Genomic DNA, 13,513 nt, shown 5'->3' with positions numbered 1-13,513 from the left:
TTATTGACCGATGGCCGTTACTTCGCTTCTTTCGGTACCCAGACGGTACCGATCGACAGCGACTGCAGTTTCTTCTTGCGGCCGTACCACAGGTTGACCACGCCGCGCGACACGAAGACGGCGGAGAACATCGAGGTCAGGATGCCCAGGCCGTGGACGATCGCAAAGCCGCGGATGGCGCCCGAACCGAACACCAGCAGCGCCAGCGCCACGATCAGCGTCGTCACGTTCGAGTCGAAGATGGTTGCCCACGCGCGGTCGAAACCGGCCGAGATCGCGGCCTGCGGCGAAGCGCCGGCCCGCAGTTCCTCGCGCACCCGCTCGTTGATCAGCACGTTGGCATCGATCGCCATGCCCAGTGCCAGCGCGATAGCGGCAATGCCGGGCAAGGTCAGCGTGATGCCCATCAGCGACAGGATCGCCACCAGCAGAAGCAGGTTGACGGCCAGCGCCAGCACGGAGAACACGCCGAACATCATGTAGTAGATGACCATGAAGACGGCGATCGCGAGGAAGCCGTACATCGTGGCGTTGAAGCCCTTGGCGATGTTCTCGGCACCCAGCTGCGGGCCGACCAGGCGTTCCTCGATGACTTCCATCGGCGCATACAGCGCGCCGGACTTCAGCAGCAGCGCCAGTTCGGTGGAATTCTCGATGCTGCCCATGCCGGTGATGCGGAAGCGGCTGCCCAGTTCGTCCTGGATCGTGGCCACCGACAGCACTTCCGGTTTACCCTTCTCGAACAGCACGATGGCCATGCCCTTGCCCACGTTGTCGCGCGTGGCTTCGCGCATGCGGCGACCGCCATCGCCATTCAGGTCGAGCGACACGGCCGGCTGCTGGTTTTCATCGAAGGTGGCCGTGGCGGCCGAGATGAAGTCGCCGGTGATGATCACATCCTTCTTCAGGACGACCGGGACGTTCTTGCCGGCGGTGAACAGCTCCGACTCGAACGGGATCGCCGCGGTCAGCTCGGTGCCGCGCGGCACGGTCTGGTCGACCAGACGCACTTCCAGCGTGGCGGTGCGGCCGATGATCGACTTGGCACGAGCCACGTCCTGCACGCCCGGCAGCTGCACGACGATACGGTCCACGCCTTGCTGCTGGATGATCGGTTCCGAGACACCCAGTTCATTGACGCGCTTGGACAGCGTGGCAATGTTCTGTTTCACGCCGTTATCCACCGCGGCCTTCAGTGCTGCCGGCTTCATCGACGCCGTCAGCGTCAGGTCGGCGCCGCTGGTGCCATCGGCGAACTGCAGTTCATTCATGTCGCCCAGCGCCTTGCGGGCGGCCTGGCGCGTGGCGTCGTCGCGGAATTTCACGATGATCGAATCGCGCACGCGTTCGATGCCGGCATGGCGGACACTCTTGTCGCGCAGTTCGCTGCGAATCGCGGCCTGGAAACCCTGGATACGTTTGTCCAGCGCCGCCTTGGTATCGACCTGCATCAGGAAGTGGACGCCGCCGCGCAAGTCGAGGCCCAGGTACATCGGGTGGGCGCCCAGTTTCTGCATCCATGCCGGCGTATTGGCCATCAGGTTGCTGGTGACGATATAGGCTGGGTCTTCCGGATCGGTGTTCAAACCCTGTTCCAGCGCCAGCTTGGCCTTGAATTGGGTATCGATGTCGGTGAAACGGGCGCGCACGGAAGGGCTGCTCGAGCCGGCATCGAACGTAATGCCGGACGTGGGCAGCTTCGCCGCGGCCAGTAATTGCTCCACGCGGGCGACGATATCGCTACCCACCTTCACCGTGGATTTTCCGCTGGTGATTTGCAGCGCGGGCGATTCGCCCATGTAGTTGGGAGCCGTGTACAGTGCCCCCAGCAGCACGACGACGGCAATGAGGATGTATTTCCAGATGGGATAACGATTCATGATCTTCAGCGTGGTTGGCCGATAACAAAAGCGGGCGGTGATGCCGCCCGCTTCCTGTGCGAGGTCTTACAGCCCCTTCAGCGTGCCCTTCGGCAGCAGCGTGGTGACCGCGGATTTCTGTACCACGATTTCCGTGTTCGGTGCCACTTCCACCGTCACGAAGGCATCGGTCACGCGGGACACCCGGCCCAGGATACCGCCGACCGTGACGACTTCATCGCCCTTGGCGAGCGCGTCCATCATGGCCTTCTGTTCCTTGGCGCGCTTTTGCTGCGGGCGGATCATCAGGAAATACATGACCACGAACATCAGGATCAGCGGCACGAAGGTCGACAGGTTGCCCATCATCGACGCATCGGCGGCGCCGGCGGTTTGAGCATAAGCGTTGGAAATGAACACGGGTGACTCCAATGTAATTAAAAAAAACAGCGCTGTATTCTAGCACTGGGCAAAGCCGCAGAGATCAGGGACTTTTACACTATTGCAAGAAGTTTTTGCAGGTTTTTCCTCAGTTAAACCCCGCGGGCGCGGTCGGCGTGGAACTGCTTGACCCACTCGGGGAAGCGGTCCTCGTCGAGCGCATCGCGCATCTGCTGCATGATGTCCAGGTAATAGTGCAGGTTGTGGATCGTGTTCAGCCGGGCGCCCAGGATTTCCTGCGCGCGGTGCAGGTGGTGCAGGTAGGCGCGGCTGAAGTTGCGGCAGGCGTAGCACGAGCAGGTGGCATCGAACGGCTCGGTATCTTCCTTGTAGCGTGCGTTCTTGATCTTGATGTCGCCGAAGCGGGTGAAGATCCAGCCATTGCGCGCGTTCCGGGTCGGCATCACGCAGTCGAACATGTCCACGCCGTTGGAGACGCCGGCCACCAGGTCTTCCGGCGTGCCCACGCCCATCAGGTAGTGCGGCTTGTTGGCCGGCAGGCGCGGGCCGATGTGCTCGAGCACGCGCATCATGTCTTCCTTCGGCTCGCCGACCGAGAGGCCGCCGATCGCCAGGCCCGGGAAATCGATCTCTTCCAGGCCGGCCAGCGATTCGTCGCGCAGCGACTCGAACATGCCGCCCTGGACGATGCCGAACAGCGCATTCGGGTTCTCGCCCGCCTTGAACTCGTTCATCGAGCGCTGCGCCCAGCGCAGCGACATGCGCATCGACTTCGCCGCTTCTTCCAGCGTGGCCGGGCGACCGTCGATTTCATACGGCGTGCATTCGTCGAACTGCATCACGATGTCGGAGTTCAGCACGCGCTGGATCTGCATCGAGATCTCCGGCGACAGGAACAGCTTGTCGCCATTGATGGGCGAGTTGAAGTGCACGCCCTCTTCCGTGATCTTGCGCATCTCGCCCAGCGAGAACACCTGGAAGCCGCCGGAGTCCGTGAGGATGGGTTTGTCCCAGCCCATGAATTTGTGCAGGCCGCCGAACTTGGCCATCACGGTGTTACCGGGGCGCAGCCACAGGTGGAACGTATTGCCGAGGATGATCTGCGCGCCGATTTCCTTCAGCTCGATCGGCGACATGGCCTTCACGGAACCGTAGGTACCGACGGGCATGAAGATCGGCGTCTGCACCACGCCATGGTTCAGTTTCAGCGTGCCGCGGCGCGCCTTCGTCAGACCGGTCGTATCGGTCTTGATGAGTTTGAATTCCAGCATTGTCACTTATCCGTTATGCCCGGTTGGGCGTGGTCAGCAGCATGGCGTCGCCATAGCTGAAGAAGCGGTATTCGTTGGCGATCGCATGCGCATAGGCGGCGCGGATCTCGTCGAAACCGGCGAAGGCCGAGACCAGCATCAGCAGCGTGGACTTCGGCAGGTGGAAGTTGGTGATCAGGCGCGTGACGGACTTGAAGGCATAGCCCGGCGTGATGAACAGCGCCGTGTCGGCGCTGCCCGCCTCGATCGTGCCCGACTGCGATGCCGATTCCAGCGCGCGCAGGCTCGTGGTGCCCACGGCGATCACGTCGCGGCCCGCGGCCCGCGCGGCCTTGACGGCATCCACGGTGGCCTGTGGCATCGTGTACCACTCGGTATGCATCTTGTGCTCGGCCAGGTTCTCCGTGCGCACGGGCTGGAACGTGCCGGCCCCCACGTGCAGCGTGACGTAGGCGAAGTTCACGCCCTTGTCGCGCAGCTTTTGCAGCAGCGCTTCATCGAAGTGCAGGCCGGCGGTGGGGGCCGCCACGGCGCCGGGCACCTTGTTGAACACGGTCTGGTAGCGGGTCTCGTCCACTTCGCCGGGCGCGTGCTCGATGTATGGCGGCAGCGGCAGGCGGCCGTACTGCTCGATCAGGTCGAACACGTCGGCGTCAAAACGAAGCGTGAAGAATTCGCCGGCGCGCTCGCCGACCGTCACGTCGAACGCGTCGGCCAGGCGGATCTTCACGCCGGGGCCGGGAGACTTGGAGGCACGAATCTGGGCCAGCACGGTGCGCGTGTCGAGCACGCGCTCGACCAGCACCTCGACCTTGCCGCCGCTGTCCTTGATGCCGAAGAAGCGTGCCTTCAGCACGCGGGTGTCGTTCATCACCAGCAGGTCGCCCGGCTGCAGCAGGTCGAGGATGTCGGTGAATTTTCGGTCGACCAGGCGGGTGCCGTCCACGTGCAGCAGGCGGGAAGCGCTGCGGTCCGGCAGCGGAAACTGAGCAATGCGCTCGGGCGGCAAGTTAAAATCGAAATCGGAAAGCGAATACATATCGTGTTCTGGCGGTAGCGCGCATGGATGACGACGTGCGCACAATTCCGCTGAAAAAGCATTGGGCAACCTTCTATTGTACGCTAGTGGGTCGCTCGGCAACGGCGTGGAGGTAAAAGCGATGGATTTGCGTGTCAGGCTAGGCGTAAATGCCCCGGGATAGCCACCTATCCCGGGGCATTTGCAACGGGCATGACACAGAAGAGAAAAATGCGTGCACGCTTTTAACCCACGATCAGTTGCCGGGCGACCCACAAGAAACCGCAGTCGAGTAAAAAAAGCATCACCTGACCATGGCCGAAACGAAGCAAAGCAAGTCCCCCGTGAAGAAAGCGGCCCCCTCGGTCGAAAGCAGGCTGGCCCGGCTCGGGCTGCGCACCGACATGGACCTGGTGCTGCACCTGCCCATGCGCTACGAGGACGAGACCGAGGTGGTCGACATCCGCGTGGCCTGCCTGCGCGGCGGCCAGACGTCGCAGGTCGAAGGCATCGTCACGAAGAACGAGATCACCTACAAGCCGCGCAAGCAGATGATCGTGCACATCGCCGACGATACGGGCGAACTGATGCTGCGCTTCATGAACTTCTACGGCAGCCAGACGAAGCAGCTGGCCGAAGGCACGCGCGTGCGCGCCCGCGGAGAGCTGAAGCACGGCTTCTTCGGCGCGGAGATGGTGCATCCCACGTACAAGGTGGTCAACGAAGGCGCGCCGCTGCCCACCTCCCTCACCCCTGTCTACCCTTCCGGCGAAGGCCTGTCGCAGCACGTGTTGCGCCGCGCGATCATGGAAGCGATGCGCCGCGTCGACTGGACCGACACGTTGCCCCCGCGCCTCGTGGAAAAAATGCAGCTGCACGGGTTCGAGCCGGCCGTGAAGCTGCTGCACCACCCGCCGCAACAGGTCGACGAGCATGCGCTGGCGGAGCGCTCGCATCCGGCGTGGACCCGCATGAAGTTCGACGAGCTGCTGGCCCAGCAGCTGTCGTTGAAGCGCGCGCAGGACGCGCGCCGGCAAAAAGGCGCGGCACCGCTCGAGGCGGTGGGCACGCTGACCGCGGCATTCCAGGCCGCGTTGCCGTTCCGGCTCACGAATGCGCAGGCGCGCGTGCTCGAGGAAGTGCGCGCCGACCTGCGCCAGCCCTACCCGATGCAGCGCCTGCTGCAGGGCGACGTGGGCAGCGGCAAGACCGTGGTGGCCGCGCTGGCCACCACGCAGGCCATCGACAGCGGCTTCCAGGCCGCGCTGATGGCGCCCACCGAGATCCTGGCCGAGCAGCATTTCAGGAAGATCGCCGCGTGGATGGAACCGCTGGGCGTGAAGGTGGCATGGCTGACCGGCAGCCTGAAGAAAAAGGAAAAGATGGCGGCTTCGGCCATGGCCGAATCGGGCGAGGCGCAGCTGGTGATCGGTACCCACGCGCTGATCCAGGATACGGTGCAGTTCGCCAGGCTGGGCCTCGTCATCGTCGACGAGCAGCACCGCTTCGGGGTCGGCCAGCGCCTCACCCTGCGCGGCAAGGGCGCGGACGGGCTGGTACCGCACCAGCTGATGATGTCCGCCACGCCGATCCCGCGCACGCTGGCGATGACGTATTACGCCGACCTGGAAGTGTCGGTGATCGACGAGCTGCCGCCGGGCCGCACGCCCATCGTCACGCGCGTGATCGACCAGAACCGGCGCGACGAAGTGATCGAGCGGGTGCACGCGGCCGCGCTGGATGGCCGCCAGGTGTATTGGGTGTGCCCGCTGATCGAGGAATCGGAAGCGCTGCAATTGCAGACCGCCACGGAAACCTACGAAACGCTGGCCGCGGCGCTGCCCGACCTGCAGGTGGGCCTCGTGCATGGCCGCATGAAACCGCCCGAGAAGCAGGAAGTGATGGATGCGTTTACGGCCGCCCGGGTGCACGTGCTGGTGGCCACCACGGTGATCGAGGTGGGCGTGGACGTGCCGAATGCGTCGCTGATGGTGATCGAGCATGCGGAGCGCTTCGGCCTGTCGCAGCTGCACCAGCTGCGCGGGCGCGTGGGGCGCGGATCGGCGGCCAGCGTGTGCCTGCTGCTGTACCAGAGCCCTCTCGGCCACGTGGCCAAGCAGCGCCTGGCAACGATGCGCGAGACCACCGATGGCTTCGAGATCGCCCGGCGCGACCTGGAAATCCGCGGCCCCGGCGAATTTCTCGGTGCCCGCCAATCCGGCCAGGCGATGCTGCGCTTTGCCGACCTGGAAACGGATGGCTGGCTGGTCGACCAGGCACGCGACGTGGCGCACGCGCTGCTGCACGACCCCGCCAGCGAACCCGTGGTGGAGGCGCACCTGGAGCGGTGGCTGGGTGGGCGCGAGGAATTCCTGAAGGTGTAATCCGATCCCCGGGCCGTGCCTGCCGAGTATGGCGAACACAACACCTCGCCGATTGTCCTTGCAGCCTGCAAGCCCTGGCCTAAGCTGGATGAGGCAGTGCCGACATATCGATCGATCTTCCAGGGGGTTGCCATGCACCGTGCTTCACGCCTGTCGTTCCTGTCGCTCCTTTTCCTGTGTTTCCTTTCCCCGCCGGGCCTTGCCGCGCCGGATGCGGCCGCCCGGGTGATGACTTTCACGGTTGTCCATGCCACGACCGGCGTCGACGTTACCGGTGCGTCGGTTTCCAGCAGCTCCGCGTTCCGCGAGACTGGCAGCCGTTTCAACTTCGTCTACACGCTGCGCGACGAGGTGGTCATCGAAGACGGCCTGCGCACCACCTCGCACTATCGCGACGTGACCTACGATGTCGAGGGCCATTGGCGCGACCTGGCGCAGGTCGGCCTCGACGTCACGGCGATCGGCGAGCATACCGCGCAGTTCTGGGTCATCGGAACACTCCTGCCCGCGCAGGTGCCGCGCCTGGTCGATGGCCTGCCGGGCTTCCAGTCCAGCATGCACCTGAGTGGCGACTATCGCCCTGGCCAGGTACCGGAATATCCCGACCTGCCGCAGCCGCCGGCTCCGCCGGTGTTCGCGGACACGTCATCGGGCATGCCCGTCGCGCTGTCCACCTGGGCGAACTACGATCCTGACGGATCGTTCGAAGGCGGCGCCTCCCACGCCTTCACCGGTTCACCCGGCATATTCCGTTACGAGTATTCGTACCTGCTGTATGCGAACGAAAACCTGCTGACCCGGCACATCGATTTCACCTTCCACGGCCCCGGCTACGACCAGCAGGTCCTTGGCCAGGGCTACACGGAACTGCTGGGTGTCGACGTGGTTGCGGTACCCGAACCAGGCACCTGGATGATGCTGCTTGCCGGCGCCGGCGTGCTGGCGGTGTCGCGCCGCTCGCGCTCCGCGACATGCAGGAACGGATCCGCGGCGGTCAGAAGCACATGACGATCCGCGTCGCCATGTCGAACATGAAGGCGGGCTGCAGGTAGGCGGCGAAGCACGCCGCCAGCACGAGGGCGACGAGGCACCACGCGAACAGCCGCCGCCAGCGTGAAGTCAGCGCGCCCCTCTTCGTGTTCCACTTCATGTCCGTCTCCTCATGCCACCTTCAGGTGCGGACGCGCCAGCGCCCGCTCGTCGATCGGCAGGTTGGCAACGCCGGCCAGGATGCCTAGGCCGATGGAAATGGCCCACACGAGGTCGTAGCTGCCCCGCAGGTCGAACAGGTAGCCGCCCAGCCAGACGCCGAGGAAGCTGCCCACCTGGTGCGAGAAGAACACCACGCCGGCCAGCATCGACATGTGCGACAGCCCGAACACGCCGGCGATGATGCCATTCGTCAGCGGCACCGTGGAAAGCCACAGCACGCCCATCGCCGCCGCGAACAGGTACACGGACATTGGCGACAATGGCGCCGTGAGGAACAGGGCAATCACGCCCGCGCGGGCGAAGTAGATGAACGACAGCAGGTAGCGCTTCGGCAGCCTGCCGCCCAGCTTGCCGGCCCAGTAGGAGCCGAAGATGTTGAACAGCCCGATCAGCGCCAGCGCCATGACGGCCACCTTGGGATCGGCCAGCCCCTGGTCCTTCAGGTAGGCCGGCATGTGCACGCCGATGAACACGAGCTGGAAGCCGCACACGAAGTAACCCGCCACCAGCAGCAGGAACGAGCGGTTGCCGAGTGCCTCGCCCAGTGCTTCGCGGATACCCTGCTGGTGGCCGGCGGCCACGCGGGCCACCGGTTCGCGCAGCCGGAACGCCATCGGCACCATCAGGAATACGACGATGGCGGCCAGCAGGTACAGCGCGTTTTGCCACCCGGCCTGCGAAATCATCGTCTGCTCGATCGGCATCAGCAGGAACTGCCCGAAGGAGCTGGCGGCACCGGAAATACCGAACGCCCACGAGCGCTTTTCTGGCGGTGCAGCACGGCCGATGATGCCGCTGACCGCGCCGAACGCGGTGCAGGCAAGGCCCAGCCCGATCAATATGCCGGAGCCGGCGATGAACAGCGTGGCGTCCGTGACCGTGGCCATCCACACCAGGCCCGCCATGTAGGCGAACGCACCGGCCAGCACCACGCGCATCGTGCCCCAGCGGTCCGCCACCATGCCGGCGAACGGCCCGAAGGCGCCCCACAGCAGGTTTTGCAGCGCCATCGCCAGCGAGTATGTCTCGCGGCTCCAGCCGTTGGCCTGGGAAACCGGCTGCATCCAGAGACCGAATCCATGGCGCACGCCCATCGCCAGCGTCAATACGACACCGGTGGCGAGCAGGATCGTTTTCAGGTCGAGGGAACGTGGACTGGTGGACATGGCGGGCCTTTCGGGATCGTGGGAACAGTGTACTCCAGGTACTTACATGCTGCGCTGCAACACCATATATATGCTTCGATCAATAAAGTCGTTGTGTTGAATCGTTTGCAACATTAAAATGCCACCCAATCTGGACTTTTCTGCAAATACATGATCAATATCAAAACATATTTCGTAATCGCATCTCTTGCAATCGGCGCGCAGGCAACTGCCGCACCTGCCATGGCAGGTGCGGCTTCGGCGGCCGGCGCCGGTACGCAGCCAGTGGTCATCGCAACGGCAGATCCGGCCGGCAGCCATGAAGCCGTCACGCCTGCCGCCAAGGCTTCCGCCAAGCCAGCGGAACAGGCGCTCACGGAGCCGTCCAACTGGTCGATGCTGCTGGTCGGCGCCGGCGTGCTGTTGCTGCCGCGCAAGCGCCGCGTCGACAACCTCGTTCGCTGATCAGAGGTCGGCGTCGTAGGCGACGCCGACCTGCCGCCGCACCTCGTCCAGCACGCCCATCAGCGCCAGCGTTTCCTCCAGCGGCATCAGCGGGCTTTCCGTCAGCCCTTCTCGCAGGCAGCGGTTCACTTCGATGATTTCATGCGCATAGCCATTGCCGATGCGCGGCATGCGCACCGTGCGGCGATTGCCGTCATCGAGTTCGACCGTCACTTCTTCCGTGTTGTGGAAGCGGCCGTGCAGGCGCACGAAGCCCTTGCTGCCGCTGATCGTGAATTCGCCCGGCGTGCGCGCCGCAAGGCTGGATGTGCAGGCTGCCAGGCCGCCGTTCTCGTGCTGCAGCACGAAGGTGCATTGCAGGTCCACGCCCGTGGTCGCGAGCTGGCCGACAGCCTGCACCGACTTCACGGGGCCGAGGAAGTAGGCGGCGATCGACAGCGGATAGATACCGAGGTCCAGCAGCGAACCGCCGCCCAGCGCGGGGTTGAACAGGCGGTGCTCCGGATCGACAGGCGCGTGGAAACCGAAATCGCCCTGCACGGCGGCCACGGTGCCGATTTCGCCACTGGCAACGATGCGCTTTGCTTCCAGCACGGCAGGCTGGAAGCGGGTCCACATCGCTTCCATCACGAACAGTTTTTTCTCGCGCGCCAGGGCCACGATGTCTTCCGCCTCGCGCCGGTTTACGGTGAAGGCCTTCTCGACCAGCACGTGCTTGCCCGCGTTCAGGCACAGCAGTGCGTTCTCGCGGTGCATCGGATGCGGCGTGGCGATGTAGATCGCATCGACATCCGGATCGTCCGCCAGCGCCTGGTAGCTGCCATGGCTCTTCGTCAATTCATGCGAGCCATATTCGCCGACAAACGCGGTAGCGCTATCAACACTTCTCGACGCAACGGCCGCGAGCACGGCATCCGGTGTTTCCTTCAGCGCGGTGGCGAAGGCCTTGGCGATCTTGCCCGTGCCGAGGATGCCCCAACGAATCGTTCGTACTGTCATGGTTTCTCCAGAGTGGATGCGTTCCGCCTGGGACGGAACACGGTGGTGTCGTCATAAAAAGCATCGTCCTGCGCCGCCCACCAGCCGGGAACGCCCAGCACCGGCAGCGGCGTGAAATCGGCCTTGCGCAAGCCTGCCGCGCGCAGCCTCTCGGCCACGTGGCCGTCGATCCATGCCTGCTGCGCCGCGCGCGGCAGCGCGAAGTACGCGGCCGGCGCGGCCACGACCAGGGTATGCGCGGTGATGGCCTTGTAGGGCGCCATCAGCTTTTCCATCAGCGCGTGGCCGAACAGCCAGACCTGCGCCTGCGCCTGAGTGCCGAACATGGCGGCGCGCTCGACGAATGCCTCGCGCCAGCGGTGGTTGCGCAGCGCATCGGCCAGCGCCTGGCCTTGCATGGTATCGGCCACCAAGAGCAGGGCCGCATTCTCGTCGAACAGCGTGGCCGCGTCGCGCGCGGGGCCCCGTTCGGCGCGGATGCCGTCGCGCGCGATCTGCGCCGCCTGCAGCGCGTTCAGTTCGCGCTTCACCAGCGGAAAACTCAGCCACACGAGGCCATTGAAGAAGTCATGCAGGTTGTCGCGCGTGGGCACGCAACCGGTGGCGCCGATGTGCTCTTCGTAGGCGGCGCCTTCGGGAAGCGCGGCCTGCGGCACGAAGCGGATCGGCAGGCCGGCATGGTTGACGAGGCCCAGCGCCGCGGCATGGGCGCTGAAGGTGCCGATGACGTCCACCGGCGCATCGGCGACACCAGCGGCCTGCGCCGCCGGGCGCACCGCGTCGTACCACGGGCGCGACCAGTCGACCGGGGGCAGCACCGTGTTACGCCATGCGCCAGTTGATGGTTTCGCCGGCGTTCAGCGGCACGACCTCCTGCTCGCCGAGCGGCAGGGTTTGCGGGAGCGTCCACTGTTCGCGGTTCAACGTGATCGTGCCTTCGTTCGGCGGCAGGCCGTAGAACGCCGGACCGTTCAGGCTGGCGAACGCTTCGAGCTTGTCGAGCGCGCCGGCGCGCTCGAATGCCTCGGTGTACAGCTCCATCGCGTGCAGCGCGGTATAGCAGCCGGCGCAGCCGCAGGCCGCTTCCTTGGCGCCCTGCGCATGCGGCGCCGAATCGGTGCCGAGGAAGAAGCGCTCGTCGCCGCTCGTTGCCGCCGTGACCAGCGCCAGGCGGTGCTCTTCGCGCTTGAGCACGGGCAGGCAATAGTAATGGGGGCGGATGCCGCCCTTGAAGATCTCGTTCCGGTTGTACAGCAGGTGGTGCGCGGTGATCGTGGCGGCGATCGGGCCTTCGGCTTCGGCCACGTATTGCGCCGCATCCTTGGTGGTGATGTGCTCGAACACCACGTTCAGTGCCGGGAAGTTCTTGCGCAGCGGGCGCATCACGCGTTCGATGAACACGGCTTCGCGGTCGAACAGGTCGATGTCGCCATCGGTGACTTCGCCATGCACGAGGAACGGCAAGCCGGTTTCCTGCATCACTTCGAGCACCTTGTAGCAATTGGCCAGGTCGGTAACGCCCGCGTCGGAATTGGTGGTGGCGCCGGCCGGGTACAGCTTCACGGCGTGCACGAAATCGGACTCGGCGGCGCGACGGATCTCGTCCGGCGATGTGTTATTGGTGAGATACAGCGTCATCAGGGGCTCGAACGACAGGCCGGCCGGCAGCGCGGCCAGGATGCGGTCGCGGTAGGCGGCGGCCTGGGCGACCGTGGTGACGGGCGGCTTCAGGTTCGGCATCACGATGGCGCGGCCGAACTGGCGCGCGCTGTGCGGCAGCACGCTGGCCATGGTGGCACCGTCGCGCAGATGCAGGTGCCAGTCGTCGGGGCGGATGATGGTGAGGGAGGATGGGGCGTCGAAGGTGGACATGGGCAAGTCTCGAAAAACGGATGCGATATTCTACCCCCTTGCAAGCTGCATCCGGCGAGAGCTCGCCGGCACCGGCTGCCGCCTCTTCCGTCAGTGGATGATCCGGGCCAGGAATTCACGCGCGCGCTCCGAGCGGGGCGCGCCAAAGAATTCATCCTTGCCGCAATCCTCGACGATGCGGCCCGCATCCATGAACACTACGCGGTTGGCCACGCGGCGCGCAAAACCCATCTCGTGGGTGACGACCATCATCGTCATGCCGTCCTGCGCCAGGCCCACCATTACGTCCAGCACTTCGTTGATCATTTCCGGATCGAGCGCCGACGTGGGTTCGTCGAACAGCATCGCCACCGGGTCCATCGCCAGTGCGCGGGCAATGGCCACGCGCTGCTGTTGCCCGCCCGAGAGCTGGTTCGGGTATTTGTCCTGCTGCGCGAGCAGGCCGACGCGATCGAGGTATTGCAGGCCGCGCTCATTGGCCTCGTCACGCGGGCGCTTGAGCACCTTCTCCTGGCCGAGCGCCAGGTTCTGCCGCACCGACAGGTGGGGGAACAATTCGAAATTCTGGAACACCATGCCGATGCGGGCGCGCAGGCGCGGCAGGTCGGTGCCGGGCGCATGGACCGCGGTGCCATCGACGACGATCTCGCCACGCTGGACCGGTTCGAGCCCGTTGACGGTCTTGATCAGCGTGGATTTGCCGGAGCCGGACGGGCCGCAGATCACCATCACATCGCCCTTTGCCACCTGCGTGGTGCAATCGGCGAGCACCTGGAACTGCCCATACCACTTGCTGATGTTTTGTATGTCGATCATCGCCATTCGTGCGCCCAAAGCCTGCTTGACAGTGTTGAATGCCCCAAGGATACTGCGCGAAACTTTTCTA

The 13,513-nt window shown here is 64.8% G+C and carries 13 protein-coding genes; 3 read left to right on the top strand and 10 right to left on the bottom strand.

All coding sequences use genetic code 11. The features are described from left to right. Positions 1 to 17 precede the first annotated feature (17 nt). The 4 genes from secD to queA all read right to left on the bottom strand — a co-directional run bounded on the left by secD (position 18) and on the right by queA (position 4,571). Positions 18 to 1,880: a protein translocase subunit SecD gene (secD, locus tag ACY65G_RS09375; RefSeq protein WP_464997097.1), complete on the bottom strand. Its 1,863-nt coding sequence runs from the start codon at positions 1,878 to 1,880 to the stop codon at positions 18 to 20. Positions 1,881 to 1,946: 66 nt separating this feature from the next. Continuing rightward, the gene (gene yajC / locus ACY65G_RS09370; RefSeq protein ID WP_130187208.1) at positions 1,947 to 2,279 is read right to left on the bottom strand and encodes a preprotein translocase subunit YajC; all 333 of its coding nucleotides are present in this window, start codon (positions 2,277 to 2,279) and stop codon (positions 1,947 to 1,949) included. A gap of 113 nt (positions 2,280 to 2,392) precedes the next feature. Beyond that, positions 2,393 to 3,532 (bottom strand): tRNA guanosine(34) transglycosylase Tgt, encoded by a 1,140-nt coding sequence (gene tgt, locus ACY65G_RS09365; RefSeq protein WP_464997096.1) that lies wholly within the window; start codon positions 3,530 to 3,532, stop codon positions 2,393 to 2,395. Positions 3,533 to 3,545: 13 nt separating this feature from the next. After that, a complete protein-coding gene (queA, locus tag ACY65G_RS09360) occupies positions 3,546 to 4,571 on the bottom strand; it encodes a tRNA preQ1(34) S-adenosylmethionine ribosyltransferase-isomerase QueA (RefSeq protein ID WP_464997095.1) in 1,026 nt (341 codons plus the stop codon). Between the two features lie 293 nt (positions 4,572 to 4,864). Here queA and recG point away from each other — a divergent pair, with 293 nt between their 5' ends. Both recG and ACY65G_RS09350 read left to right on the top strand, forming a co-directional pair. Beyond that, positions 4,865 to 6,934, top strand: a complete 2,070-nt coding sequence (recG, locus tag ACY65G_RS09355) for an ATP-dependent DNA helicase RecG (protein ID WP_464997094.1) — start codon at positions 4,865 to 4,867, stop codon at positions 6,932 to 6,934. Positions 6,935 to 7,066: 132 nt separating this feature from the next. After that, positions 7,067 to 7,942, top strand: a complete 876-nt coding sequence (locus ACY65G_RS09350) for a PEP-CTERM sorting domain-containing protein (RefSeq protein WP_464997093.1) — start codon at positions 7,067 to 7,069, stop codon at positions 7,940 to 7,942. On the opposite strand, the gene ACY65G_RS09345 is transcribed toward ACY65G_RS09350, so the two are convergent. After that, the gene (locus tag ACY65G_RS09345) at positions 7,929 to 8,084 is read right to left on the bottom strand and encodes a hypothetical protein (protein ID WP_464997092.1); all 156 of its coding nucleotides are present in this window, start codon (positions 8,082 to 8,084) and stop codon (positions 7,929 to 7,931) included. The two genes, ACY65G_RS09350 and ACY65G_RS09345, sit on opposite strands and share 14 nt — an antisense overlap. 10 nt (positions 8,085 to 8,094) lie before the next feature. Beyond that, positions 8,095 to 9,312, bottom strand: coding sequence for an MFS transporter (locus ACY65G_RS09340; protein WP_464997091.1), 1,218 nt, complete (start codon positions 9,310 to 9,312; stop codon positions 8,095 to 8,097). Between the two features lie 222 nt (positions 9,313 to 9,534). On the opposite strand from ACY65G_RS09340, the gene ACY65G_RS09335 reads away from it, so the two are divergent. Next, positions 9,535 to 9,756, top strand: a complete 222-nt coding sequence (locus tag ACY65G_RS09335) for a hypothetical protein (RefSeq protein WP_464997090.1) — start codon at positions 9,535 to 9,537, stop codon at positions 9,754 to 9,756. Here ACY65G_RS09335 and ACY65G_RS09330 read toward each other — a convergent pair whose 3' ends face one another. From ACY65G_RS09330 to ACY65G_RS09315, 4 genes are all read right to left on the bottom strand, one after another. Continuing rightward, positions 9,757 to 10,755: a Gfo/Idh/MocA family protein gene (locus ACY65G_RS09330; protein WP_464997089.1), complete on the bottom strand. Its 999-nt coding sequence runs from the start codon at positions 10,753 to 10,755 to the stop codon at positions 9,757 to 9,759. It lies immediately after the preceding gene. Then, positions 10,752 to 11,573, bottom strand: a complete 822-nt coding sequence (locus tag ACY65G_RS09325; protein WP_464997088.1) for a DUF3025 domain-containing protein — start codon at positions 11,571 to 11,573, stop codon at positions 10,752 to 10,754. The genes ACY65G_RS09330 and ACY65G_RS09325 overlap by 4 nt, the downstream gene beginning before the upstream one ends. Before the next feature lie 4 nt (positions 11,574 to 11,577). Further along, positions 11,578 to 12,627 carry a dihydroorotase gene (pyrC, locus tag ACY65G_RS09320; protein WP_130187200.1) on the bottom strand — a complete coding sequence of 350 codons (1,050 nt, stop codon included), beginning with the start codon at positions 12,625 to 12,627 and terminating at the stop codon, positions 11,578 to 11,580. A gap of 90 nt (positions 12,628 to 12,717) precedes the next feature. Then, positions 12,718 to 13,443, bottom strand: coding sequence for an amino acid ABC transporter ATP-binding protein (locus ACY65G_RS09315; RefSeq protein ID WP_464997087.1), 726 nt, complete (start codon positions 13,441 to 13,443; stop codon positions 12,718 to 12,720). Positions 13,444 to 13,513: the final 70 nt, after the last annotated feature.

Source organism: Pseudoduganella sp. jia 12 (assembly GCF_055502675.1).
This window is presented reverse-complemented; position numbering and strand designations above follow the sequence as displayed.